The organism is Pseudophaeobacter profundi (assembly GCF_029697505.1).
Lineage (GTDB): Bacteria > Pseudomonadota > Alphaproteobacteria > Rhodobacterales > Rhodobacteraceae > Pseudophaeobacter > Pseudophaeobacter profundi.
Window position 1 is genome coordinate 525,027 of the sequence record NZ_JARJEF010000001.1, and the last position, 25,167, is coordinate 550,193.

23 protein-coding genes and 1 tRNA gene are annotated in these 25,167 nt (G+C 59.6%); 11 read left to right on the plus strand and 13 right to left on the minus strand.

Annotation, left to right across the window (positions count from 1 at the left end; translation table 11 throughout):
• Positions 1-8 precede the first annotated feature (8 nt).
• Positions 9-95, minus strand: a tRNA-Leu gene (locus tag P2081_RS02490).
• A gap of 152 nt (positions 96-247) precedes the next feature.
• Positions 248-1,909 (minus strand): peptidoglycan-binding domain-containing protein, encoded by a 1,662-nt coding sequence (locus tag P2081_RS02495; RefSeq protein ID WP_278921280.1) that lies wholly within the window; start codon positions 1,907-1,909, stop codon positions 248-250.
• 126 nt (positions 1,910-2,035) lie between these two features.
• On the opposite strand from P2081_RS02495, the gene lipB reads away from it, so the two are divergent.
• Positions 2,036-2,695, plus strand: a complete 660-nt coding sequence (gene lipB / locus P2081_RS02500) for a lipoyl(octanoyl) transferase LipB (RefSeq protein ID WP_278921281.1) — start codon at positions 2,036-2,038, stop codon at positions 2,693-2,695.
• 72 nt (positions 2,696-2,767) lie between these two features.
• Here the strand turns inward: lipB and P2081_RS02505 are convergent, their stop codons facing one another.
• Positions 2,768-3,193 (minus strand): HIT family protein, encoded by a 426-nt coding sequence (locus P2081_RS02505; protein WP_278921282.1) that lies wholly within the window; start codon positions 3,191-3,193, stop codon positions 2,768-2,770.
• Between the two features lie 319 nt (positions 3,194-3,512).
• Between P2081_RS02505 and P2081_RS02510 the strand changes: the two genes are divergently transcribed.
• Both P2081_RS02510 and P2081_RS02515 read left to right on the plus strand, forming a co-directional pair.
• Positions 3,513-5,186 carry a cytochrome c oxidase subunit I gene (locus tag P2081_RS02510; RefSeq protein WP_278921283.1) on the plus strand — a complete coding sequence of 558 codons (1,674 nt, stop codon included), beginning with the start codon at positions 3,513-3,515 and terminating at the stop codon, positions 5,184-5,186.
• Between the two features lie 156 nt (positions 5,187-5,342).
• Complete coding sequence (locus P2081_RS02515) at positions 5,343-5,831, plus strand: DUF2244 domain-containing protein (protein WP_278921284.1); 489 nt, start codon at positions 5,343-5,345, stop codon at positions 5,829-5,831.
• Positions 5,832-5,879: 48 nt separating this feature from the next.
• On the opposite strand, the gene P2081_RS02520 is transcribed toward P2081_RS02515, so the two are convergent.
• Together P2081_RS02520 and P2081_RS02525 are read right to left on the minus strand one after the other, a co-directional pair.
• Entirely contained in the window at positions 5,880-6,176 is a 297-nt protein-coding gene (locus P2081_RS02520) for a DUF1330 domain-containing protein (protein WP_278921285.1), read from the minus strand.
• Positions 6,177-6,395: 219 nt separating this feature from the next.
• The gene (locus P2081_RS02525; protein WP_278921286.1) at positions 6,396-6,869 is read right to left on the minus strand and encodes a GatB/YqeY domain-containing protein; all 474 of its coding nucleotides are present in this window, start codon (positions 6,867-6,869) and stop codon (positions 6,396-6,398) included.
• A 234-nt stretch (positions 6,870-7,103) separates the two neighbouring features.
• Between P2081_RS02525 and carA the strand changes: the two genes are divergently transcribed.
• Both carA and P2081_RS02535 read left to right on the plus strand, forming a co-directional pair.
• Positions 7,104-8,267, plus strand: a complete 1,164-nt coding sequence (carA, locus tag P2081_RS02530) for a glutamine-hydrolyzing carbamoyl-phosphate synthase small subunit (RefSeq protein WP_278921287.1) — start codon at positions 7,104-7,106, stop codon at positions 8,265-8,267.
• 387 nt (positions 8,268-8,654) lie between these two features.
• On the plus strand, positions 8,655-10,646 hold the full coding sequence (locus P2081_RS02535; protein WP_278921288.1) for a glycosyltransferase: 1,992 nt from the start codon (positions 8,655-8,657) through the stop codon (positions 10,644-10,646).
• 64 nt (positions 10,647-10,710) lie between these two features.
• Here P2081_RS02535 and P2081_RS02540 read toward each other — a convergent pair whose 3' ends face one another.
• Positions 10,711-11,364, minus strand: a complete 654-nt coding sequence (locus P2081_RS02540) for a GntR family transcriptional regulator (protein WP_278921289.1) — start codon at positions 11,362-11,364, stop codon at positions 10,711-10,713.
• A 169-nt stretch (positions 11,365-11,533) separates the two neighbouring features.
• On the opposite strand from P2081_RS02540, the gene P2081_RS02545 reads away from it, so the two are divergent.
• The 3 genes from P2081_RS02545 to P2081_RS02555 all read left to right on the plus strand — a co-directional run bounded on the left by P2081_RS02545 (position 11,534) and on the right by P2081_RS02555 (position 13,886).
• Positions 11,534-12,190, plus strand: a complete 657-nt coding sequence (locus tag P2081_RS02545; protein ID WP_278921290.1) for a pyrimidine 5'-nucleotidase — start codon at positions 11,534-11,536, stop codon at positions 12,188-12,190.
• A gap of 130 nt (positions 12,191-12,320) precedes the next feature.
• Entirely contained in the window at positions 12,321-12,572 is a 252-nt protein-coding gene (locus tag P2081_RS02550; RefSeq protein ID WP_278921291.1) for a hypothetical protein, read from the plus strand.
• 114 nt (positions 12,573-12,686) lie between these two features.
• A complete protein-coding gene (locus tag P2081_RS02555) occupies positions 12,687-13,886 on the plus strand; it encodes a UbiH/UbiF family hydroxylase (protein WP_278921292.1) in 1,200 nt (399 codons plus the stop codon).
• Between the two features lie 124 nt (positions 13,887-14,010).
• Here P2081_RS02555 and P2081_RS02560 read toward each other — a convergent pair whose 3' ends face one another.
• The 3 genes from P2081_RS02560 to P2081_RS02570 form a co-directional block, all read right to left on the minus strand.
• Positions 14,011-15,135: an aminotransferase class V-fold PLP-dependent enzyme gene (locus P2081_RS02560; protein ID WP_278921293.1), complete on the minus strand. Its 1,125-nt coding sequence runs from the start codon at positions 15,133-15,135 to the stop codon at positions 14,011-14,013.
• Positions 15,136-15,285: 150 nt separating this feature from the next.
• On the minus strand, positions 15,286-15,744 hold the full coding sequence (locus P2081_RS02565) for an Lrp/AsnC family transcriptional regulator (RefSeq protein WP_278921294.1): 459 nt from the start codon (positions 15,742-15,744) through the stop codon (positions 15,286-15,288).
• On the minus strand, positions 15,741-16,196 hold the full coding sequence (locus P2081_RS02570; RefSeq protein ID WP_278921295.1) for an Lrp/AsnC family transcriptional regulator: 456 nt from the start codon (positions 16,194-16,196) through the stop codon (positions 15,741-15,743). Before P2081_RS02570 ends, P2081_RS02565 begins: the two co-directional genes overlap by 4 nt.
• A 132-nt stretch (positions 16,197-16,328) precedes the next feature.
• Here P2081_RS02570 and ilvC point away from each other — a divergent pair, with 132 nt between their 5' ends.
• The 3 genes from ilvC (at position 16,329) to P2081_RS02585 (ending at position 19,332) form a co-directional block, all read left to right on the plus strand.
• On the plus strand, positions 16,329-17,351 hold the full coding sequence (ilvC, locus tag P2081_RS02575) for a ketol-acid reductoisomerase (protein WP_278921296.1): 1,023 nt from the start codon (positions 16,329-16,331) through the stop codon (positions 17,349-17,351).
• A 116-nt stretch (positions 17,352-17,467) separates the two neighbouring features.
• Positions 17,468-18,406: a DMT family transporter gene (locus tag P2081_RS02580; RefSeq protein WP_278921297.1), complete on the plus strand. Its 939-nt coding sequence runs from the start codon at positions 17,468-17,470 to the stop codon at positions 18,404-18,406.
• Between the two features lie 11 nt (positions 18,407-18,417).
• Complete coding sequence (locus P2081_RS02585; RefSeq protein ID WP_278921298.1) at positions 18,418-19,332, plus strand: DMT family transporter; 915 nt, start codon at positions 18,418-18,420, stop codon at positions 19,330-19,332.
• Here P2081_RS02585 and folP read toward each other — a convergent pair.
• The 4 genes from folP to P2081_RS02605 all read right to left on the minus strand — a co-directional run bounded on the left by folP (position 19,329) and on the right by P2081_RS02605 (position 24,886).
• Entirely contained in the window at positions 19,329-20,324 is a 996-nt protein-coding gene (folP, locus tag P2081_RS02590) for a dihydropteroate synthase (protein ID WP_278921299.1), read from the minus strand. The genes P2081_RS02585 and folP overlap by 4 nt on opposite strands.
• Positions 20,321-21,241, minus strand: a complete 921-nt coding sequence (locus P2081_RS02595; protein WP_278921300.1) for a dihydroneopterin aldolase — start codon at positions 21,239-21,241, stop codon at positions 20,321-20,323. The genes folP and P2081_RS02595 overlap by 4 nt, the downstream gene beginning before the upstream one ends.
• 242 nt (positions 21,242-21,483) lie before the next feature.
• A complete protein-coding gene (locus P2081_RS02600) occupies positions 21,484-22,137 on the minus strand; it encodes a cell wall hydrolase (RefSeq protein ID WP_278921301.1) in 654 nt (217 codons plus the stop codon).
• A gap of 172 nt (positions 22,138-22,309) precedes the next feature.
• Positions 22,310-24,886 (minus strand): putative PEP-binding protein, encoded by a 2,577-nt coding sequence (locus tag P2081_RS02605; protein ID WP_278921302.1) that lies wholly within the window; start codon positions 24,884-24,886, stop codon positions 22,310-22,312.
• Positions 24,887-25,167 lie beyond the last annotated feature (281 nt).

The following is a 25,167-nucleotide window of genomic DNA, read 5'->3' on the forward strand; positions in this document are numbered from 1 at the left end:
CTTGATAATGGTGCGGTCGAGAAGACTCGAACTTCCACGGGTGTTACCCCACAGCGACCTCAACGCTGCGCGTCTACCAATTCCGCCACGACCGCACTGTCTAGGCTTGGTGAGGGCGTATTAGACGAGCAGCACCCAGATGTGAAGAGGCTAATTCAACCTTTGTGCAAGTTTTGGCGAAAAGAAAAATCAACGGCCGGACAAGACAGCCGACCGTTGATTTATCGTGTCAGATCTTCCGAGAACCTCAGTCGGAAGAAAAGGTTGGCAATGCCGAACTGCTTGCTGCTGCGGGGACTGGCTGCACCATAGCGCCGCCGCTCAGGCCAGCAGAGGCCGCCTTGATCAATCCGGAGCGTTCAGGCTGGCCCGGAGCAAACACCGGCTCGGCACCCGCCTCAAGCGCGGTGAGCGCCAGCCCGTACCAATCCTGCGCCTGGGCTGTGGATTTCGCCACCCCAAACCCCTGCGACAAATGATGGCCAAGCAGTTCTGCATAGGGGCGCTGACCGATGCCAACCATGATCAGGGCCGCCCCAAGCGCGACCTCCATATTGTCGCGGCGATAGCCAGAGAACATGCAGATCCCGGCAGTATTGGCCAACTGCTCAATCGACATGTTGGATTGCAGCACGAACTTCTGCACCTCACCAACCAGAGCCTGGCTCGAAGACGTGCCAAGCTTGGCCAGGAAGGGCTGCACCGCAGGCCCAAAGGCATCACATTGGCTATCGACCTGCGCCTGGGTGACCCCGCCCAGCTTGGCGACCATGCCTTCACCGGTATTGATTGCATAAGACCGGGCCAGGCAGAACTGCTCTCCCAGGGCCACTTCGGGGTCTGTCATGGTCGCCGCCGTCATGTAGCCGCCATTAGACCCGGTGAGCAGGCTGAGCTTGCTGCAATGGCTGGCCAGCGACAGGGTCGCGGCGGGCGCCGCCGGGGCGGCAAAGAGCTGGATGCCCGCAAGCGGCTGCGCCGGAGCTGGCGCGGGGGCGGTCGCAACCGCAACCGGTGCGGGGGCCGCGGCCATCACGGTGCCACCTGGCGCTGGGGCCGCCGGGGCGGCAGCGCTGGCCATCTGGGTATCTTCGTTCATCCGGCAGACGCCCTGATGACAAGAGAAACTCGCCGTGGTGACACCACGTGCCATGAAGTCATTGCGCTGATAGCCCTGAGGCGTCGAAGCAAAGACCATGACTGAACAGTGCGTTGCCCCACACCAAAAGGAACTGCCCGAGACAGAGGTATCAATCATGTAGTCGTTTTTGCCATCGCCGTTCAGATCGGCCAGATGCATGAAGCCAGAGCGCTGCAACAGCTGTTCGGCACTGGGTTCGGCACTCGCGGCGATCTCATCCACCGCCTGGCTCACCTCGATGGGCATGCCGCCGTATCCCGATCCGCTATAGCTCAGCCCGGCGCTGCGCACCCCTGCGGCCTCGTCGCGCCAGACATGCAGCAGACCGCGCACGCCTTGATTGCCCTGCATCGCCTTGATGACCTGTGGCCCGCCAATCTGCGCGCGACTATAGGACGAGACTAGGAAATCGCGCTCATAAGGAGACAGTTTGCCGGTTGTGGGAAAGCCCATAAAGGCCTGATACTGCCCAACTGCGGTGCGCGACTTGCGCCCCATGACCCCATCGGGCGTGCCCGCAGGAAAGCCAAAATAGTTGAGCGAGGTCTGGGTTTCACGGTTTTGCTCCCGCGCCGCGGAATAGGTGCTCGACGTGCTGCGCCGCGTGGTGCGATTGTTGCGGTTGTTGCGCTGGACCTCATTTACAATGGCACCGCCAATCAGCCCCCCCACAAGGGCCGCGCCCAGGTTGTCAGCAGATACAGAACCTGCGCCGGATGTAAAAACAATTGATGCGGCCAACGCCGTCTTCAGTGACTTTGATAACATGCCACTCACCCCTTATAGATCTCATGAATGGAATCAGAATACCCGGTTTGCCCTTGTGAACCTAGTTATTTCGCCAGCAATCTGAGGTCAGGGTTTCCCGATCGTAACCAAATAGGACAGCATTTTATGGTTGAATGGATCACCTCCGACAGTCTGGTCGACTATGAGACGGCTATTTCCTTCATGGAAGACCGGGCCGCAAAGATCGCTGCAGGCGCGGCCGACGAATGCATCTGGCTGCTGGAACATCCGCCGCTTTATACCGCCGGCACCTCGGCAAAGATCGAGGATCTGACCGATCCCGATCGTTTTCCGGTCTATGCCTCCAAACGCGGCGGTCAATACACCTATCACGGACCGGGCCAACGGGTGGTCTATGTCATGCTGAACGTTGCCAAACGCGGCCATGACGTGCGCCGTTTTGTGCAGGAGCTAGAGACCTGGGTGATCGGGGCGCTGGCTGAATTCAGCCTCACCGGGCATATCCGCGAAGGGCGTGTTGGCGTCTGGGTGGAACGCCCCGACAAGCCACGGCAGGCGGATGGCAGCCTGAGCGAGGACAAGATCGCCGCCATCGGCATCCGCCTGCGCAAATGGGTGAGCTTTCACGGGATTTCGATCAATGTCGAACCCGATCTGGCGCATTTTGGCGGCATCGTGCCCTGCGGCATCCAGGAACACGGCGTCACCAGCCTGGTGGATCTTGGGCTGCCGGTCACCCTAGAAGATGTTGATGTGGCGCTGAAGCGCAGCTTTCTCGATGTTTTTGCCGCGGAAATCGCCTGAACAAATTGCCTGAACTCGGGCAAGCGCCATCAGGGATCTGACCGCGCCTGCCGAGGAATTTACGCGCCGCTGCTATGCATCGGCCAAGGCGGCGCGGATTTGGGCAGCATGGGCGGCGATCACTTCACGCTCGGCCATCTTTCCGGGCGGGCGCAGCCTGTCGCCTTCGTGGCGTGGCAGAATGTGGAAATGAAGATGGAAGACCTCCTGCCCGCCCGCCGCTTCGTTGAACTGCTGCAACGTCACCCCGTCGGCTGAAAAAGCGCGCATGACGGCCTGGCTCAGCTTTTGCACCGTCGCCATCACCGCCGCCAGCTGTTCCGGACTGGCATCCAGCACATTGCGGCAGGGGGTCTTGGGGATCACCAGCAGATGCCCATCGGCCCGCGGCATGATATCCATGAAGGCCAGTGTTTCGTCGTCTTCATAAACACGTTCTGCCAGTATCTCCCCGCGCAAGAGCTTGGCAAAGATGTTGTCTGGGTCATAGGCCGTCATCACGGGCGCTCCTTGATTGCTAGGTCATGCCATGGTTTTGCGGGTTTGCGCCTGCGGGTCAAGTCTTGCGCCGCCCGGTCAGCGCCGCGCCCCATGTCCTGGGCAACCTGCCCCAAACGCCCTGAGCGCGACCAATCTGGGATGGGGCCACAGAATTTGGCAAAAAGGCTGAAAAAAACAAGTCCCCGCGACAATTATTCTTGATCCAGATCAAACTCCGCCATTGAAGGCCACAACACGGCACACTAAAACCGCATATGAGTCTATGGCCACCCGGAGTGTTTCCTGGGGCCGAAAGTTATGCAACAGGAGGCACCTAATGGCAGACGCAGCCATTCATGGTCACGGCCACGAAGACGAGCGCGGTTTTTTCACCCGCTGGTTCATGAGCACGAACCATAAGGATATCGGCATTCTCTACCTGATCGTTTCGGCGATTGTTGGTTTCATCTCTGTCGGGTTCACCGTTTATATGCGGTTGGAACTGATGGATCCCGGCGTTCAGTACATGTGTGCAGAAGGTGCCCGTTTTGTTGCGGACGCTTCCAGCGAATGTACCCCGAACGGTCACCTTTGGAACGTGTTGATCACCGCCCACGGCATCTTGATGATGTTCTTTGTGGTGATCCCAGCGCTGTTCGGCGGCTTTGGCAACTACTTCATGCCACTGCAGATCGGCGCGCCTGACATGGCCTTCCCCCGGATGAACAACCTCAGCTTCTGGCTCTATGTCGCCGGTACTTCGCTGGCGGTTGCCTCTGTTCTGTCGCCTGGCGGCAACGATCAGCTGGGGTCTGGTGTGGGTTGGGTTCTGTACCCACCTCTGTCCGTCAATGAAGGCGGCTATTCGATGGATCTGGCGATCTTTGCGGTGCACGTATCTGGCGCCTCTTCGATCCTGGGCGCGATCAACATGATCACCACCTTCCTGAACATGCGTGCCCCCGGCATGACCCTGTTCAAGGTGCCACTGTTCAGCTGGTCGATCTTTGTCACCTCTTGGCTGATCCTGCTGTCCCTGCCTGTTCTGGCTGGCGCAATCACCATGTTGCTGATGGACCGCAACTTTGGCTTCACCTTCTTTGATCCGGCCGGCGGCGGCGATCCGATCCTGTACCAGCACATTCTGTGGTTCTTTGGGCATCCCGAAGTCTACATCGTGATCCTGCCAGGCTTTGGTATTATCAGCCACGTGATCGCCACCTTCGCGCGCAAGCCAGTCTTTGGCTATCTGCCCATGGTCTGGGCGATCATCGCCATTGGCGTTCTGGGCTTTGTTGTCTGGGCGCACCACATGTACACCGTTGGCATGTCGCTGAACCAACAGGCCTATTTCATGCTGGCCACCATGGTGATCGCGGTTCCCACCGGCGTTAAGGTGTTTTCCTGGATTGCCACCATGTGGGGCGGTTCCATCTCGTTCAAAGCACCAATGATGTTTGCCTTCGGCTTCCTCTTCCTGTTCACCGTTGGTGGTGTCACCGGGGTGGTGCTGAGCCAGGCCGCTGTGGACCGTGCCTATCATGACACATACTACGTGGTTGCACACTTCCACTACGTCATGAGCTTGGGTGCTGTTTTCGCGATCTTCTCGGGTATCTACTTCTACTTTGGCAAGATGACTGGCCGTCAGTACAACGAGCTGGGCGCACAGATTCACTTCTGGATGTTCTTCATCGGCGCCAACCTGACCTTCTTCCCCCAACACTTCCTGGGTCGTCAGGGCATGCCACGTCGTTACATCGACTATCCCGAAGGCTTTGCCTACTGGAACAAGATCTCGTCCTATGGCGCCTTCCTGTCCTTTGCATCCTTCATTCTGTTCTTTGGTGTGATGATCTACTCGCTGCTGCGCGGCGCACGTATCACCCAGAACAACTACTGGAATGAATACGCCGACACTCTCGAATGGACCCTGCCCTGCCCCCCACCAGAGCACACCTTCGAGATCCTGCCAAAGCAGGAAGACTGGGACAAATCCCACTCTCACTAAGGTTTGGTGTTCGCTAAACAAAAGGCCCCGCAGCAGCAGCTTCGGGGCCTTTTTCATTTCCGGGAACGCGTGCCGATTTGACCGCTTGAAAAGCTGTCTCCAACATATCTAAATACCCAAAGCTCCCCCACCGCCGCCCATTGCCAAAGACCACCCATGCCCTATTCCTGGATCACCCCACCCTCCGCACCAGACCCCAAGTCTCCCTGCGAAATGCATCTGTGGCCGCATCAATCGCTGCCGCCGCAGGGCTATGCGCGTTTCATTGGAATGACCGCGCTGCTGATCGCCCTGCCACTGCTGGTCTTTGCCGGGTCCGCAGTCTTTTGGGGGCTGCTGCCGTTTTTGCTGCTGGCGCTGTTTGGCCTGAAATATGCACTGGACCGCAACCGGCGCGATGCGCAGGTGATCGAGGTCCTGACGCTTGATGCCCATGAGGCCCGGCTAGAGCGACGCAATGCCAATGGCACCCAGCAAAGCTGGCAGTGCAATCGCTATTGGGTAACGGTGGAACTACACCCAACGGATGGCCCCGTGCCCAACTATGTCACGCTGCGCGGTGGCAACCGCGAAGTGGAAATAGGCGCGTTCTTGTCTGAGGATGAGCGCAAGGCGCTCTATGACGAGCTTGTAGGCGTTTTTTGACTGCGAAACTGCAAGCAGAAGACGGTTGTCCGTGACATAGCCGCCAATTCATTGCAAAAGCTTATCGACCAAGATCGCATTCAACGTAGAACCCGGCTGGCGCAATAGCGCAAGCGCTTGAAAAGCATCAGAACTCCAGAAACGCTTGGTATGAGCCCGCTCCGGCAACGCAATGATGAACGCAGCATCCGGCGGCGGATCACTGCCTTCCATGGTTTCGGGATCGCCGCCACGTACCAGAAATTGCCCCCGATGCTCTTCCACCACCTTGGGAATTTTTGCGAAGTACTCGCCCATCCAATCCCGACTATGGATTTGCATCCTACCAATAATGACGGCTGTCATGCCGCAGCCTCCCCAGAGGATCGGATCCTCGTAGGCGTCTTGGCGATATAGCCAATAGTCCTACCCAACAGGATAGAGACAACGATCATTACGATGCGGTCCATCAAGAGCATCCTTCCATGAATACTCAGACCGCGCCAATCATCACCGCAAAAGTCAACAAACTTTGCTGCAGCGGTGACAGCCAATGTCACCCATGCACACGCGATCTGCCGCCTGCTAACAGCCGCCGTCTTTACACAGCTCGTCCTTGACCATGGGGCCGACCTTGCCGAAATCCATCTGGCCGGTGAATTTGCCCTTCAGGGTCGCCATCACTTTGCCCATATCGCGTATTGATGCGGCACCAGTGTCGCACACGGCGGCCTTTACGGCAGCGCGGATTTCTGCGTCGTTCAGCTGCTTGGGTAGGAATTCTTCGATGATTGCAATTTCTTCCAGTTCCCGCTCCGCCAGATCCAGGCGGCCACCCTCTTCATAGGCGCGGGCACTTTCATTGCGCTGTTTCGTCATTTTGCCCAGAATCGCCAGAACGTCATCGTCGCCGATGGCAGTCTCGCCGTCATCTGCACGGGTCGAGATCTCTTTATCCTTGATCGCAGCGTTGATCAGGCGCAGCGTGCTTAGCCGCTGGGCGTCCTTGTCTTTCATTGCCTTTTTCAGAGCCTGATTGACCAGGTTGCGCATATCCATACGTTTTATCCATCCTCAGGAAAGCGGAATTGGCACCTCTAGCCAATCCCCGGGCGCATTTCAAGCACCAGCCTGTTGCAACCGACCTGAGGGCAAGCGATAGCCCAATGCGACGCACGATAGTTCATTTTCCGGGCGGTGCATTTGCAAGCGCCCAAGCATGTCAGGCAGGCTTGACCCCACGCCCGCCGCCCCCTAAAAGCCGATGAATTTAACCCTCAGGAGAGTCTCGTCATGGCCGATTCCGCACCGTCCAAGCCAACCGCATGCCTGGCGCTTGCCGATGGCACCGTCTTTTACGGAGCCGGGTTTGGCGCCACCGGTCGATGCGTGGCCGAACTGTGTTTCAACACAGCTATGACCGGCTACCAAGAGATCATGACCGATCCGTCTTATGCCGGGCAGGTCGTGACCTTCACCTTTCCGCATATCGGCAATACCGGCATCACCCCAGAAGATGACGAAACAACAGATCCCGTGGCAGCCGGCATGGTGGTCAAATGGGATCCGACACAATCCTCCAACTGGCGCGCCACCGAAGAACTGGCAGCCTGGCTCAGCCGTACCGGACGGATCGCCATTGGCGGTATCGACACCCGCCGCCTGACCCGCGCCATTCGCCAGCTAGGCGCCCCCCATGTGGCCCTGGCGCATGATCCTGACGGGAATTTTGACGTCGAGGCCCTGATTGCCGAAGCCCGCGCCTGGGCGGGGCTGGAAGGCATGGATCTGGCAAAAGAGGTGACCTGCGCCCAAAGCTATCGCTGGGATGAAATGCGTTGGGCCTGGCCCGAGGGCTATAGCCGTCAGGAAGCCCCCGTGCATAAGGTCGTTGCGCTCGACTATGGCGCCAAGCGCAATATTCTGCGCTGCCTGGCTTCGGCTGGCTGTGACGTAACCGTCCTGCCAGCAACCGCCACCGCCGAAGAGGTGCTGGCACATAACCCCGATGGGGTGTTCCTGTCCAACGGCCCCGGCGATCCCGCTGCCACTGGCGAATATGCGGTACCGATGATCGAAAGCCTGCTGCAGGACACCACCCTGCCTGTCTTTGGCATCTGCCTTGGCCATCAGATGCTCGCGCTGGCGCTTGGCGGCCGGACCGTCAAGATGAACCACGGCCACCACGGTGCCAACCACCCGGTCAAGGAAAACGCCACTGGCAAGGTTGAGATCACCTCGATGAACCATGGCTTTGCCGTCGATTCCCAAAGCCTTCCCAAAGGCGTGGAAGAAACCCATGTCTCGCTATTTGATGGGTCGAACTGCGGGATTCGCATGACCGGGCGCCCGGTCTTTTCCGTCCAGCATCACCCAGAGGCAAGCCCTGGACCGCAAGACAGCTTCTATTTGTTTGAACGTTTTGCCGAAGCCATGGCGACCAGAAAAGCCTCGTAAAGCCTGGGTAAATTCTTGGTAAAATCACGCTAGGGTTGTTGAGCTACCCCCTAGCCTAGGTCACGCTAAACAATCTCGGATGCATCAAGGATCTGAGTTTGTTTGGTGTTGAGTGATTGCATGCCCAGTTCGCAGCCTCCCGGATCTAGACGTCTTCGCCGCCCTGCCTGGGCAACCAGAGCAGGAGCAACGACACCCGTTTCCAATACCGCGCCCCGGTACCAACTGTCGGAAAAACACAGGACGCAAAGACCAGCGGGAGAAGTCGAAATAGAAGGCTACCCGCCCCCACCACTGCGACATCCGCCGACGCCCACTGACAGACACCTCCCTGCGCTGCCCGGCACAGCCCCGTCCCTTACTGCACTGTCCGAACAGGCGGCGGCATTGGAACCGGCAGACCTTGGGGAGCAAACGCTGCCATCCGCGCCACCGGCGGTCGATGGCGTTTACCGCGCCGAGGCCCTTGCCCTGCGCATCATAGACCTGAGCAAACACAAGCCCAGCATCCCGCTCTTGAACCGGATGCCTGCCAGTTTCTGGCTGCGCAACTGCGCAATTCCCTGGGTCCAACTTGGCGATACCGTTGCCATCGCATTTGGCAGTGCCGAGGCCGCGGAAAGCCAGAGGCAAGTTCTGACAGACCGCTTTGGCCCCTTTATCCCGGTCCTGGCCCCCGAACCCCAGATCCTGCCACTGCTGCAACAGCATCTCAAAACCGCCATGGCGCGGCAGGCCAACATCAGCATCGCGCCTGAGCTCAGTACCCGAACCCTGTTCTTACACTCAAAGCGGCTGAAACAATTGCTGCCGGTCAGTTCGTTCGTTTCGCTGTCTATCGTTTTCCCGCTAGAGGTCTTTGCTGTCTGTTGCGGCGCGGCGCTGATCCTGCTGATGCTTTATACGGCGCTGAAACTGACGGGGCTGGCAGCCCATCTGTTGACACAGGCAACGGCACACCAAGCGCCACTTGCCAGCGGTGCACAGCCACAACAGCTGGTCGCCAGCCCGCCCCCCGCTGCGGAGGCTTTGCCCAAGATTTCCGTGCTGGTGCCCCTCTACAAGGAGGCCGCGATCAGTTCTGCGCTGCTCAAACGGTTGGGACGACTGCAATATCCCACAGCGCTAATGGATATAATACTGGTGCTGGAGGAAGGTGATACCGTCACCCAGAAAGCCATTTCCAAGGCCAATCTGCCAAGTTGGATGCAGGCGATCGAAGTGCCAACCTGGGGCAGCTTGCGCACCAAGCCACGCGCGATGAACTATGCTTTGAATTTCTGTCGCGGCGATATCGTCGGGGTTTGGGATGCCGAAGATGCACCGCAACCCGATCAATTACACCGGGTCGCCGCCGCCTTTGCCCAGGCACCGCCCGAAGTGGCCTGTTTTCAGGGTGTTCTGGATTATTACAACCCTCGTGCAAACTGGATATCACGCTGTTTCACTCTGGAATATGCCGGCTGGTTCCGCATCGTGCTGCAGGGGATTGCGCGGCTTAAACTGGTGGTACCACTGGGTGGGACAACCATGTTCATACGGCGCGCTGTGTTGGATGATCTGGGCGGCTGGGACGCCCATAATGTGACCGAGGATGCCGATCTCGGGGTACGCCTGTTTCGCGCCGGCCATCGCACCCAGATGCTGCCCACTACCACCTATGAAGAAGCCGCCTGCCACCATCCCGCCTGGATCCGCCAACGCTCACGCTGGCTAAAGGGGTTTATGGCCACCTATCTGGTCCATATGCGCCAGCCCGTTCGACTGGCCCGTGAACTCGGCTGGGTCGGCTTCTTAGGCTTTCAGGCATTTTTCCTCGGCACGGTCGGCCAGTTTCTGCTGTCCCCCTTTTTGTGGACATATTGGCTGATCGTCTTTGGCCTGCCACATCCCAGCGCCGAAATTCTGCCTGAACATCTGCTCTATCTTGGGGTTTCCTGGCTGGTCTTTTTTGAACTTTGCGGCATGATCATCGCCGCATTCGGGGCCTTTGCCTCAGGCCGTCCTGGCCTGGCGCTCTGGGTGCCGATGCTGCCGTTCTATTATCTGATGGGGCCCATTGCCGTATACAAAGCCCTGTATGAGCTGCTGTATGATCCCTACTTCTGGGACAAGACCAGCCATGGGGTTCACCCCCCCGACACTGATGCGCAGCACCATCTTGGCCCCTCCGACAATCCGGCTTTCACTGGACCAGAACCGCCGCCCCAGCCACAACAGACAGTCCAGCCCGATCGTGCTGCGGCGCAGCCTGGCGAAGCTCAGACGGCACAGTCCCAATCCGCGCAGCCCCAGTCCGCGCAGGCAAAAGAAGGGCGGTCGCAGACCGCAAAGACTGCCAGCGCCAAAAAACGCAGGGACAATACCGAACAGGTCTGACAAGACACTGCAAACTCTATGCCGCCTATCCGTGAAATAGCGCCTGAATCCGGCGCGATACCCGCTAGCGGCCCTTGCCACGTTCGCCGGCATCCTGCTTCAGCCGGGTCATAAAGGCGACAGAGATGTGATCCTTCAACGCCTGCCCTGCCGCCTCTTCATCCCGTGCCTGGATGGCGGCGACAATGCGCTTGTGTTCAGCCTGGGCAATTTCGCCACGCCCCTCTGCTGCCAGCGAAGTAGTCGCCATCAGCGCCATGGAACGATGCACCAGGTTCAGCTGCTGCACCAGATACCGGTTATGCGAGGCCAGGTGGATCTGTTCGTGAAACCGTCGGTTCGCCTTGGCCAGATCAGAGGGCATATCAACCAGCGCGTCATCCGCATCGACCATATCCTGCAGCACCCGCACCTCTTCTTCGGTGGCGTGGCGCGCCGCCAGACTGGCGGCAAGGCCTTCCAGTTCGCGCCGAACCATATAAAGTTCAGCCATCTGATTGTGATCCAGCGAGGCGACAATCAGTGAACGCCCATCCCGCTCCAGCAGCGACTGGGTTTCAAGCCGCTGCAGGGCCTCGCGGATTGGGGTGCGCGAGACGCCAAATTTCTCGGCAAGATCGCTTTCCACCAGACGGTCGCCCGGCTTGTAGACGCCCACGTCGATCGCTTCCAGGATAAGGGAATAGGCATCGTTCTGGTTGCTGCGGCTCTGGTTCATCGGCTTTCCCACTTTGACAGTCGCGGTATATTCCTACAGGTCGTGCCATGGCTTACAAGCCTTGGCACGCCGATAATCCAGAAAACCAGGCAGCGCCGACTGCCACAATGCCGCTGCTCAGCCAGAAAACCCGATTGCAAATCGCCCCCGGCCTGCCTAAGCCAGTATCATGATCAAGACATCCTTCTCTCATGTGCGCCACTGGGTCTTTGACCTGGACAATACGCTGTACCCCCCCTCGGCCCGGCTGTTTGACCAGATCGAGGTCAAGATGACCAACTATGTGATGGCCCAGCTGGGGGTGGACCAAGCCGAGGCGGATCATCTGCGCAGCAGCTATTGGCGCGATCACGGCACCACGCTTGCGGGCTTGATGCGCGACCATGACATGGATCCCCTGCCCTATCTGGATGCCGTGCACGATATCTCGCTGGATCACCTGGAACAGGATCCCGCACTGGCCGCCCGCATTGACGCGCTGCCCGGCAAGCGTATCGTCTATACCAATGGCAGCGCGCCCTATGCAAAACGCGTTCTGGCCGCGCGGGGCCTTAGCGGGTTGTTTGATGGAATTTACGGGGTCGAAGACGCCGAGTTCCGCCCCAAGCCAGAGCGCGCCGCCTTTGACATGGTGTTTGAAAAGGCCGGCATTCAGACTGCCAGTGCCGCCATGTTCGAGGATGATCCGCGCAACCTTTCTGCACCCCATGCCATGGGCATGCGCACTGTCTATGTTGCACCAAACCCACTTGATGAAGACCACGACAGCAGCCACATCCACCACCAGACCGATGACCTGACCGGATTTCTAGCCAAAATTCTGTAACTGCGGCCGGACCAGTCACGGCGCGGACATTCTGCCGCAGCCAAGATCGTCAGGAACCGGCAAACAGATCTCCAAAAGGTATCTTTTCCATCCTATATGCAGCTGCGAGACACTGATAAGGATCGCGCGCATGGCTCTTGCCTATACTCTCCCCGACCGCCTGCCCCTGTGGCAACGTATTCTCTTTGCCCTGCCCCTGTTGGGACGGATCGCCAAAGAGGTCGCCTATGGCCCGGAAGAAAACTTCATCTACGCCCTGATCAGCCTGGTGTGCCTTTGGGGCTGCTCGGTCCTGTTGTTTGGCATTCCCGGCCTTTATTTGCCCGCCGTTGCCTTGGTGCCGGTGATCTTTACCCTGCTCATCGCCATCACTCGGGGCTAGGCACTGGGCCTGGGGCACGCAATTGGCCCTGCCCCGCTGGCACCAGGCGAAGATGCTGCTTGTCATTGCTGCAGCTGCCAGCCTATCTGAACAAGAACGACAGGAGGCAGGGCCATGGGTGAAACATGTGATATTCTGATTTCCGGTGGCGGTGTTGCCGGTCTTACCGCTGCGGCGGGCTTTGGGGCGGCCGGGTTTCACGTGATCTGCGTTGACCCGACCCCCCCGGTAACCACCCGCGATGGCGCCGGGGCGGATCTGCGCACCACGGCGTTTTTGCAACCCGCACAGGAATTGCTTGAGCGCATTGGCCTTTGGCAGAGCCTGGCCAATCACGCCGCGCCGCTACAGATCATGCGTATTGTCGACGCCGGAGGATCCACCCCGGAACCGCGGGTGACCAAGGATTTCAACGCCGTTGATATTTCTGACAAACCTTTTGGCTGGAACCTGCCCAATTGGCTGCTGCGCCGTGAGATCCTGTCGCGGATCAGCCAGTTGCCCAATGTGGATTTCCGCGCGGGCACCGGAACAGAAACCCTGTTTACCCGCAGCGATGAGGCCCGCGTCACCCTGACCGATGGTAGCCAGATCCGCGCCCGGCTGGTGATCGCCTGTGATGGCCGCGTATCCCCGATGCGGCAGGCAGCGGGCATTCCTGTCAAGACAACGCGCTATGGACAAAAGGCACTGGCCTTTGCTGTTACCCATCCCATCCCGCATGAGAATGTATCAACCGAGATCCACCGGTCGGGTGGGCCCTTTACCCTGGTGCCGCTGCCCGATCACGAGGGCCAGCCCTGTTCCGCGGTGGTTTGGATGGAACGGGCAGCGCGCGCCGATGCCCTTCAGGCATTGGATCCCACCGAGTTTGAGGCGGAAATGACCCGTCGCAGCTGTGGGCTGTTCGGTCCCCTGACGCTGGCCTCGCGCCGCAGCATCTGGCCTATCATCAGCCAGTATGCAGCCCGGTTGGAAAATCAACGTCTGGCCCTGATGGCCGAAGCCGCCCATGTGGTGCCGCCAATCGGCGCGCAGGGGCTGAATATGTCACTGGGCGATCTGCGGCTGCTGCTGCAATTGGCTGAAGCCCGCCCAGAGGGGCTGGGGGATGCTGAAATGCTGGCCACCTACCACCGGGCGCGCCACCGCGAGATTCTGATACGGGTAAAAGGGATTGATCTGTTGAACCGCAGTTCAATGATTGAAGCCCGCCCGCTGCGCGATCTGCGTGCGCTGGGACTGAATGCGCTCTATTCGCTGGCACCTGTACGGCGCAGCCTGATGCAAATGGGGCTTGGAGTGAAATCCTAGGCCTGCGGCGGAAAGCATAAGAAACCGGCTTTCCCAAGGGGAAAGCCGGGGCCTTCGGCGAAGGTATTTTCAGCAAGATGAAATCAAGGCCCCACATCTGAGGCCTTTTGCCTGCAAATGGCCCTTAGAGCACCTGATCCAGGGCGGGTTTCAGGCGCGCCAGCGTTGCCTCGACATCATAGAGTTTATCAAGGCCGAAGAGGCCGATCCGAAAGGTGCGGAATGCCTCTGGTTCATCACATTGCAGCGGTACGCCCGCGGCGATCTGCAGGCCAAGGCTGGCGAATTTCTTACCGTTTTGCACCTCTGGGTCGTGGGTGTAGCTAACCACAACGCCCGGCGCGCCAAACCCATCCGCCGCCACGGATGTGACGCCCTTGCCGGCCAGTAGCGCGCGCACGGAATTGCCCAAGTCCCACTGGGCCTGTTGCAGGCGTTCAAACCCGTAGTCCCGGGTTTCCAGCATGGTATCGCGAAAGGCGCGCAGGGCATCGGTGGGCATGGTTGCGTGATAGGCATGGCCACCGTCTTCATAGGCCTGCATGATGGCGCGCCATTGTTTGAGGTTGAGGGCAAAGCTGTCGGAGGTCGTGTCCTCAAGCCGGGCAAGCGCGCGTGGCGAGAACATCACCAGGCCGGCAGAGGGAGCGGCGCTCCAGCCTTTTTGCGGGGCTGAAATGAGCACATCGACACCGCTGGCCTGCATATCCACCCAGGCGCAGCCAGAAGCAATGCAGTCGAGCACCATCAGCGCACCAACTTCATGCGCGGCGGCAGCCATCTGCTGCACATAACCCTCTGGCAGAATGACGCCAGCGGCAGTTTCCACATGTGGTGCAAACACGATACCCGGTTTTTGTGCGCGGATGGTCGCGGTGACCTCGTCGATGGGGGCAGGTGCAAAGGGCGATTGGTCTTCATTTCCTGCCCGACGGGCCTTGAGCACGGTAGAGGAGGCCGTCAGGCCACCGGTTTCAAAGATCTGGCTCCAGCGATAGGAAAACCAGCCGTTGCGCACCACCAGAACATCCTGGCCTTTGGCAAACTGGCGCGCGACAGCCTCCATTGCGTAGGTGCCGCCGCCCGGTACCAGCGCCACTGCCTCGGCATGGTAGACCTCTTTCAGCATGGCATTGATATCCAGCATCACCGCCTGAAAGGTCTTTGACATATGATTGAGCGAGCGATCGGTGAAGACCACCGAGAATTCGTCGAGACCGTCCGGGTCCACAGTGTTCAAAAGCGCCATTATAGTCTCCGATGTTTTTGCATGACTGCCCGCCCGCCTTGGATACCGGGCGCGGTTACCTTGCAGATATACTGAATTGCGCGCCCGCTCGAAACCCGGCATGGGGCGATAGCTCTGTCCAAAATCAAAAGACAATGCCACCGAATAGGCCTAGCCCAAGGGGCCGGGGCGACGTTCTTCGGATAGCAGCACATTGGCATCCACAGAACCGACCCCCGGCAGCAGCATGACCCGGCGGCGCAAGACCCGTTCAAAATCGGCAATATCGCGGGCTGTGACCCGCAGGCGATAGTCGTAAAGCCCCAATACATGTTCCACTGTCTGCACCTCGGGAATGGCGCAGACCGCGCGTTCAAAATCTTCCAGGCTGACGCGGCCCTTGGTGCCCAGTTTGACGCCAAGAAAGACCGTAACACCAAAGCCCAGCTTCTCGCGGTCCAGTTCCAGCCGCCGGCCAGTGATGATGCCCAGATCCTGCAGCCGCTTGATGCGCCGCCAAGTGGCAGGCTGGCTCAGCCCCAGTTTGCGCCCCAGCGCACCCGCCGACTGATTGGCATCGCGCGACAGCGCCTTGAGCAGAGCAAAATCGATAACATCAAGATCGCTCATATTGGCAGGCTTTCATTGGTTTTGATGCGGGCGACATGCATCAGGGCCTCAATATCCGAGATATGCGGCAGGGTCAGAATGGCGCTGCGATAGATCTGCTGATAATGCGCCATATCACGGGCAATCACCGAAAGCCGCACATCGACCTGCCCCAGAAAGGTTTGAATTTCCAGCACTTCGGGAATTTCACGCGCTTTGGCAATAAATTCGTCAAAGGCACGCGGGTTGGCCTTTTCCAAAGTAACCCGCAATGACACTTCGACTGTGTAGCCAAGCGCGTGCCAGTCAATCACCACCCGGCTGCCCAGCAGGACGCCTGCCTCACGCAATTTATCGAGACGGCGCGACAGCCGCGTCGGCGTCATTCCCAGTGTCGCGGCCAGATCCGGAATCGACTGTTCCGCATCGCCTTGCATATGGCGCAATATGCGCCGATCCAGATCATCAAGCATGAAAAGATCAATATCTGAATTCAATACGAATGAATACTCTAAAAATCCTGCAAGTTCCAGCCAGAACCACCGTGCATTTCGCCCCCTCCTTGCCTATGGTGCCTGCAAACGACAACCAAGAGGATCTTAGAGATGCGCGTATACTATGACCGCGACTGCGACGTTAACCTGATCAAAGACAAGAAAGTGGCCATCCTGGGCTACGGCAGCCAGGGCCACGCCCATGCGCTGAACCTGCGCGATTCCGGTGCCAAGAACCTCGTGGTTGCCCTGCGCGAAGGCTCCCCTTCTGCCAAGAAAGCCGAAGGCGAGGGCCTGAAAGTCATGGGTATCGCAGAAGCCGCAGCCTGGTGTGACGTGATCATGTTCACCATGCCCGATGAACTGCAGGCAGAGACCTACAAGAAATACGTCCACGACAACATCAAGCCAGGTGCTGCCATTGCATTTGCCCACGGTCTGAACGTGCACTTTGGCCTGATCGAGCCAAAAGACGGCGTTGATGTCATCATGATGGCGCCCAAAGGTCCCGGCCACACCGTGCGCGGCGAATATACCAAAGGCGGCGGCGTGCCCTGCCTGGTAGCCGTCGACAAGGATGCCACTGGCAAGGCGCTGGAAATCGGCCTGTCTTATTGCTCTGCCATTGGTGGCGGTCGCTCGGGCATCATCGAGACCAACTTCCGCGAAGAATGCGAAACTGACCTGTTCGGCGAGCAAGCCGTTCTGTGCGGCGGCCTGGTAGAGCTGATCCGCTGCGGCTTTGAAACTCTGGTTGAAGCCGGTTATGCGCCCGAAATGGCCTATTTTGAATGCCTGCACGAAGTGAAGCTGATTGTTGATTTGATCTATGAAGGCGGCATCGCCAACATGGATTACTCGATCTCCAACACAGCTGAATATGGCCAGTACGTCACCGGCCCGCGCATCCTGCCCTACGACGAAACCAAAGCCCGCATGAAAGCGGTTCTGGAAGACATCCAGCAGGGTAAATTTGTGCGTGACTTCATGCTCGAAAATGCCGTTGGCCAGCCTACACTGAAGGCCTCGCGTCGCGCCAATGACGAACACGGCATTGAAGCCACCGGCGCCAAGCTGCGCGGTATGATGCCCTGGATCTCGGCTGGCAAAATGGTCGACAAAGAGAAAAACTAAGCTGCCAAACTGGCTTGGCGGAACAGTCCGCCCGGTCTAGTCCCTTTTGGCCTTACTTTTCTGCCGGGCGTTCCATTTCTTGGGACGCCCTTGCTATTTTTTATCAGGAGCCCCCCATGCAGAGCCCAGCCCAAACGCTGCCCGCCCCAACCGGGGCCGGCACCATCAACTGGATCAAGCTGCTTATTCTCGGGCTTATCTGGGGTTCCTCCTTTATGTCCGTGACCCTTGCCCTGCAGGGGCTGGGGCCGATGACGATTGCCGCTGGGCGGATCAGCCTGGGCGCGGCCGCCCTGCTGACCATCACCTCGGTGATGCGTATTGGCCTGCCCTCGCTTGCCAGCCGCCAGGGGCGCCTTATCTGGCTCTGTGCTTTGGGGATGGGTTTTTTCAGCAATGCGCTGCCGTTCTCGCTGCTCAGTTGGGGGCAGACCTATGTGGCCAGCGGCTTTGCCGGGGTCTGCATGGCGGTGGTGCCGCTATTTGTGCTGCCACTGGCACATGTTCTGGTGCCGGGCGAGCGCATGACCCTGCGCCGCGCCCTGGGCTTCCTTATCGGCTTTGGCGGCGTCTTGACCCTGATCGGGTTCAAGGCCTTTGCCAGTGCGGGCAGTGACTATGAATCACTGGCGCGGCTGGCCTGCCTTGGCGCAGCGCTGTGCTACGCGATTGGCTCCATCATCACCCGGCTGTGCCCCGGCGTGAACCTGCTGTCGCTTTCTGCAGCGGCGCTAAGTTGCGGCGCATTGATGATCGTCCCCACCGCCCTGTGGCAGGAAGGCCTGCCCAGCCTGCCTGAGGGACGATCACTGCTGGCGGTGCTCTATCTTGGCCTGGTGCCGACCGCGCTGGCGCAGGTGCTGCTGGTGCAGGTGGCGCGCAGTGCCGGGCCCAGTTTCCTGGCAACCGTAAACTATCAAGTGCCCGTCTGGTCGGTGTTCTTTGGCGCCCTCTTGCTGAATGAAACCCTGCCGCCGCAGCTGTTTGCGGCCCTGGCTCTTATCCTTGCCGGACTGTTGCTCAGCCGCCCGGCCGCCCATCGCCAACGACCATAAAGGGCCAGAATATGCCGGAACATATGGGCCGTTATTGGCTGATGATTGCTACGCTGGGGCTCATTTGGGGATCCACCTTTCTGGTGATCGAGCTGGCGCTGCAGGGCATTACCCCGGTCTGGCTAACCGCTGGGCGGATTGTATGTGCTGCGCTGGTAATGGGGTGCATCTGGGGGGCGCGTGGTTTTCGCCTGTTTCATGGGGCCCCCAACTGGCCAATCATCGCCACTCTTGGCCTGACCAGCACGGTGCTGCCCTTTCTGCTGATCAGCTGGGGCCAGCAATATATCACCTCTGGCTTTACCGGCGTTGCCATGGCGGGCACCGGTCTGATGGTCTTGCCACTGGCGCATTTTCTCATCCCCGGAGAACGCATGTCGCTGCGCCGCTTTATCGGGTTCCTGATTGGTTTTCTTGGGGTCGCACTGCTGATCGGGACCCAGGCGTTTGACAGCACGGGCGCAGCGCACGAACCCCTGGGCCGGGCGGCATGTCTGGGGGCAGCCGCCTGCTATGCGACTTCGTCAATCCTGACGCGCCGTCTGCCCCCGGTGGATCCCGTGGGGCTGGCGGCTGTCTTGCTGTGCCTTGGCGCGCTGCTGATCCTGCCCCTCGCGCTGATCCTGGAGGGAGCGCCCCCGCTACCCGATCACCAAACACTGTTCTGGATCGCCCTGCTGGGTCTGCTGCCCACTGCGGCAGGCAATTTCCTGCGCATACTGGTCATTCGCGGCGCGGGTCCCACCTTCATGAGCCTCACCAGCTATCAGGTGCCGATCTGGTCGGTCCTGCTAGGCGCGCTGTTTCTGGCAGAACCGCTGCCCGCGACCCTGCTCTTGGCGCTGGGGCTTATTCTATCCGGGGTTTGCATCAGCCAGTGGGGCGCCTTGACCCGGATGTTTACGCCAAAGACAAAGCGAGCCTAATGCACCGCCTGCCACAGGTTCAGTGCCTGAACGGTCTCGGCCACATCGTGTACCCGCAGCAACTGCACGCCTTCGGCCACCCCAGCCAGCGCCAGCGCAATAGAGCCGGGCGCGCGTTTGTCGGCCTCGGGGGCATTACCAATGCTGCCAATAAACTTCTTGCGGGACACCCCCAGCAGGATTGGACAGCCAAGCCCGTGAAACAGGCTCAGCCCTTTCAACAGCGCCAGATTATGTGCCTGCGTCTTGCCAAAGCCGATGCCCGGATCCACCACGATCTGTTCGCGCAAAACGCCGGTTGCTTCTAGTCGATCCACCTGCGCCGCCAGGAAGTCATACACATCCAGCAGGACATTGGCGTATTTTGGATCGTCCTGCATAGTTTCCGGGCTGCCCTGCGCATGCATCACGCAGACCGGAGCCCCCGCCTGCGCCGCCAGAGGTGCCAGCGCAGGATCATAGGTAAAGCCGGACACATCATTGATCAGTTGCGCACCTGCGTCCAAGGCCTCCATCGCGACCTGCGCCTTGCGGGTATCGATGGAAATTGGCACCGAAGATACCGCCCGAATGGCAGAAATCACTGGCGCAGTGCGCGTAATTTCCTCTGCTTCGGGTACAAACTTCGCACCAGGACGGGTAGATTCGCCCCCAATATCAAGGATATTGGCCCCATCAGAAATCAAACGCTGGGCTGCACTCAGCCCGGCGGCTACGCCGATACTGCGCCCGCCGTCAGAAAAGCTGTCAGGTGTTACGTTCAAGATCCCCATGATCTGGGGACGCGTCATATCCAGCCCGGCAATGGCGGCGCGGCGAAAACTCAGCCGCTGGCGCATCTCTGCCGGGATAAGCCCAGCCGGAACGATGCGCGGCGGCGCATCCCGGCTTAGCAATTCGACTTCGGAAAACCACAGCGCCCCACCGGCAAGCGGCAGCGCACCTTCTGGTCTTGTCTCTCCATGCCGCACCAACGGCCGGTAATACATCACAACTGTGTTTGCTCCACATCCACGACGCGCAAAGGAACCTGAGGACAGGCAGGCAGCTCGGCGCCAATGACGATCATCTCGCCTGCCTCAAAGGTTGCCGCAAACCAGGCAGCCAATGCAACTGATTCAGACGGGGCCGCAGATGGTCCGTCCACCGCGTCCAGCACAATCTTGGACGGAGCCCAGACGCAGATCTGCCCATTTTTCATTGCCCAGTCGAGCTCTGTCCGGGTGGCGACCACCACACAGCGGTCATCTTTTGCCGCCACGCGCCAGGCGTTTTGCTCGATCGACAACAGATCAATGCGGCGCTGGGTCATCTTATGGCCGGTTTTGGGCACCTCAAGTGGATGCGCCCCAACACAGAGAATCAGTGGTCGCTGGCGGCAGGCCATCTGGTCGATCCAGGTAGAGAAGTTTTTGCTTTCGATGGCTGCATTGGACAGGTACATCAGCCGGGGATGCGGTGGCTCATCCTCTTCGACCACGTGGCTCACCTGATCCTTTGAGCGCGCGATCTCGACCCCTAGGGCACCGGGGCCACGGTCCAGCTTTTCGATCCGCACAAAGACCCGCACGGCCTGGGGTTCCAGCAAGATCCGCTCTGCCACGCGTTCTGCCAATGTTTCCAAAAGGTTGATACGCTCTGCCGCAAGCTCATAAGCGATGGCTTCCGTGACCTTGTCATAAGACAGAATCCGGTCCACATCATCGTCCAGATCGGCTGGCAAGGGCGTCACTTCGACCACCACATTAAAGCTGATCCGCTGGGTATTGCCGCGTTCTGCCTGAAAGGCACCAATCTCAACCTCAACCATGTGATCGCGCAGAGAGATCCGGTCCAGGGGGCCTGGCCGCGCCGTTGCGGCAGCGCGTTCGCTAGGATGTTCAAAGGCGAGGCGAACTTCTGAAGACATGGGCAAAGACGGGCCTTTGGCTGGCTAACGGGAAAAGGTGGGTTCTGTGTACTCTTGTGCCGGGGCCTTAACAGGCCTGCAAGCGCCAGACTAGAGAGCGAATGCGGCGTTGCAACTGCTTCGCCCGGCCCAAAACATCCTTCCACGTCACATCAATGGGCCGCACTGGCCAGTCGGCCCCTGCCTTGATCTTTCGCAGATTGCAGGCCGTTTCCGCTACAGAGCTGGCATCAACCTAGCCGTCAGCTTTCGTCGTTCATCGCGGTCCGATAGCGGTCGTCACGGTAAAACTGGTGCACCCCAATGCGCGTGGTTTTGGTAAAACTGCGGCTCCAGCGCGGACGCACAGCTGTGGTGTGGTAATAGGTGGCGCCCTCGGTCAGGTCCGGGACCTCCCCATCAATCACTGCCCTGGCCACCTTGGCCACCCGCTCATAAGCGGTTTTTTCCCGAATCACCTCTTTGTGTCCATCGCATGTATAGGTGAACTGACACTGATAGCGCCGCCCAGTACCCTGATTGATTACACCGCACAGCGAATTGGGGAACTGGGCGCTTTCAACCCGGTTCATGATCACTTCGGCAACCGCAAACTGGCCTTTGACCGTCTCGCCGCGCGCCTCAAAATACAAGGCCTCTGCTAGGCAGGCAAAGTTTTCTCCACCCTTGGCCATGGGCTGCTCATCCAACCAGGCTTTCGAAAACGAAAGATCATCTGCTGGCGCATCTTTGGGGCGAAATTGAAAGCCAAGAAAACCGGACAGCCGGGTATTTGGGACCGCGCTCAGGGTGGATTGCTCACGCTTGAACAGGGCACCCAAGCTGGTTTCGGCCGCCGCCACTTGTCCCATCATTGATGTTGCTGCCGCCAGGGCAGCCAAGGTCAGGAATTTCATGTTCAGGGATCCTCATTTTTCCGCTTGCGTGCGGCCTCCCCAGTCCGTCACAAGCGCCTCCCTTAAGCGCATTTTGGCAAAACGTCCAGTTCTGGCAAAATCAGGCCCACACGACACCAGTTCGCCCCCACAGGGACCAAAGAAACGTGGAGGTGAAAAGAGGAAAATTTTCTTAGCTTTTTTCGTAAGTTGGAGAAACCACCCCGGTTTTCTCTTGGATTGCGAGCTGCGCCGCGGCCAAGCGCACCACCGGAACCCGGAACGGGGAACACGAGACATAATCAAAGCCGGCCTCTCGGCAAAATGCGATTGATTCGGGGTTGCCACCGTGTTCGCCACAGATCGACAGGGTCACCTCGGGGTTTGCCTCACGGCCCCGCTGCACGCCAAGCTTCAACAGCTCTCCGACGCCATCGACATCCAGCACATGGAACGGGTCTTCAGGAAAGACCCCCTGCTGCACATAATTGGACATAAAGCGGCCCGCGTCATCTCGCGACAACCCATAGGTCATCTGTGTCAGATCATTGGTGCCGAAGCTCAAGAAAGAGGTATGCGGCGCGATCTCTGCCGCGCGCAGCGCAGCGCGCGGGGTTTCGACCATGATGCCAAGACGGTAATCAAAGGTCTCCCCCTGCTCTGACGCGACAGCCGCCGCCACCGCATCGATGCGCGCCTTGACCAGTTCGACCTCGCGCTTGGCCGAAACCAGCGGGATCATCACCTCGGGCACCACTGGTGCCCTATCGCGAGACGCCAGAAGCGTGGCTTCAAAAATGGCGCGGGCCTGCATGTCGTAGATTTCCGGCACCGTCACGCCCAGGCGCACCCCGCGCAGGCCCAGCATCGGATTATACTCCGCCATATCCTCGACCCGGCGGGTCACATCGCTCACCGGGATCCCCAGGGCCTCTGAAAGCTCCCGCTGGCCCGACTTGGAGGTCGGCAGGAATTCATGCAGCGGCGGATCAAACAGGCGAATGCAGACAGGCAGCCCCTCCATGATGCGAAACAGTTCATGGAAATCATCGCGCTGCATCGGCAGCAGCCGGGCCAGAACTGCGGCGCGCCGACTTGAGGTTTCGGCAAAGATCATCTCGCGCATGACCGTCAAGCGACCCGGATCAAAGAACATGTGCTCGGTCCGGCACAGGCCAATGCCCTGGGCATTGAAATTGCGCGCCGTCTGCGCATCTGCCGGGGTATCGGCATTGGCACGAATATCGATGTCACGGGCCTCGTCCGCCCAGGCAAGCAGGGCCTGGAAGGCATCATCCTGCGCCGCCTCCAGCATCTCTGGCTCGCCCGCCAGCACCTCGCCACTGCTGCCATCAATGGTCACGATATCACCAGCGTGAAAAACCTGCCCCTTAGAGGAAATCAGCTGTTTCTTGCGGGAATCAAAGGTCATATCCGACGCGCCGACAATGCTGGGCAGGCCAAGACCGCGCCCGATAACCGCCGCATGGCTGGTCATGCCGCCCTTGCCAGTCAACACCGCCACCGCCGCATGCATGCCTCGCACATCCTCTGGCGAGGTCTCGCGCCGCACCAGCACGCAGGGCTCGCCACGCGCCGCGCCAGACTGGGCATCCGCCGCCGTAAAGACAAGATGCCCGGTTGCCGCGCCGGGACTGGCCGCAATGCCGGAGCCGATCACATCCCGCGCCGCGCTTGGGGCAACCTGACGGTGCAGCAATTCATTCAGCACATGGGCATCCACCCGCATCACAGCCTCATGCGGCGGGATAATCCCATCCTGGGCCAGGGCGACCGCAATCCGCACAGCCGCATGCGAAGATCGAAGCACCCGCACCCCGTCAAGGATATGCAGTTTTCCGTTTTGAATAACAAATTCGACCTGCATCTCTTCGCGTAGACGCTGCCGCATCAGCGCGGCATCCGCCTTGATGCTGGCAAAGGCCTCCGGTGCCAGCTCCTCCAACGAAGGTCCGCGCGCATCCTTTTCCAGGAACAGCGCATTTGACCCCGCCCCCAGGGCCTCGCGCCCCTGGCTCTGGCTCAGGTAACGGCCCGTCAGTTGCCGCAGGCCGGTCGTCGAATCCACCAGTTGCAACACCCCAGAGCCGCATTCCCCCTGACCCAGCCCCGGGATCATCTCTTGCACCACCAGCCCCAGGCCCGCATCCACCGGCGCGCCCTTGGCCTGACGCAGCAACCGCGCCGATGTCCCCTCCCAGGCCCGTGCCATGGAACGTAAGACCGCCGCCAACTGCTCGCCGGGATCCTGCGGGAACTCCTCATCGGTTTCCGCCTCATAGGCCTGCAGGATTTCGCTCAAGGCATCCGGCCCGCCATCCTCTACATCGTCAAAAACATCCGGGTCCAGCCGCGCCACATGCACCGCATAAGATTGCACAAACCGCAGATACAGCGAGGCCGCAGCCTCCTGCCCCAAAACCTTGCTCAACGACAGGTAGCGCGCGTCGTTCATGCCGATATTCAGGATCGCACTTGGCCCGCCCCAATCCTGCACCTCTGAAGATGGGCGCACACAGAGCAGCGCATCCTCGGAAAACTCTTCCAGGATGGCGCGAATATCGGGCAACGCCCCTGCGGCGGCATTTTTCACTGCAGCAAAGGACAGGGCCACGGTACAGGGCACCGGCAAATCAAGCCGAACCAGTCGCTGCAGGCATTTGGCCCGGCCGCCGTGACTGGCCGTGGCAATGGGCGCCGTTGCGGTGATCAACGAAGCAAGCGGAGTCTCAGACGGGGGATTCTGCACTGCGGCACCTCTTCTTTGTGTTGCAGCATAATCCCCCAAGATCACACCGCAAGGCCCAAGCCCCGACACCAGGCCGGAAAAGCCATAAAACAGTGCTGCAAATCCCAAAAGCAGGCAAGAAGTCCCCTTTTTTCGCCGCGACGGGGGTCAAGGCCCGCGCAGCGGCCCTGCACAGCAGGGTTCAGCCTTGAGGCCCGCCGCGGCCTCAAAACTCGCAGCGGCGCTTTCAGGGGCAGATCGGCCCCTGAAACGCTTCTCAGCAAAACAAAAAAAGGGCCGCA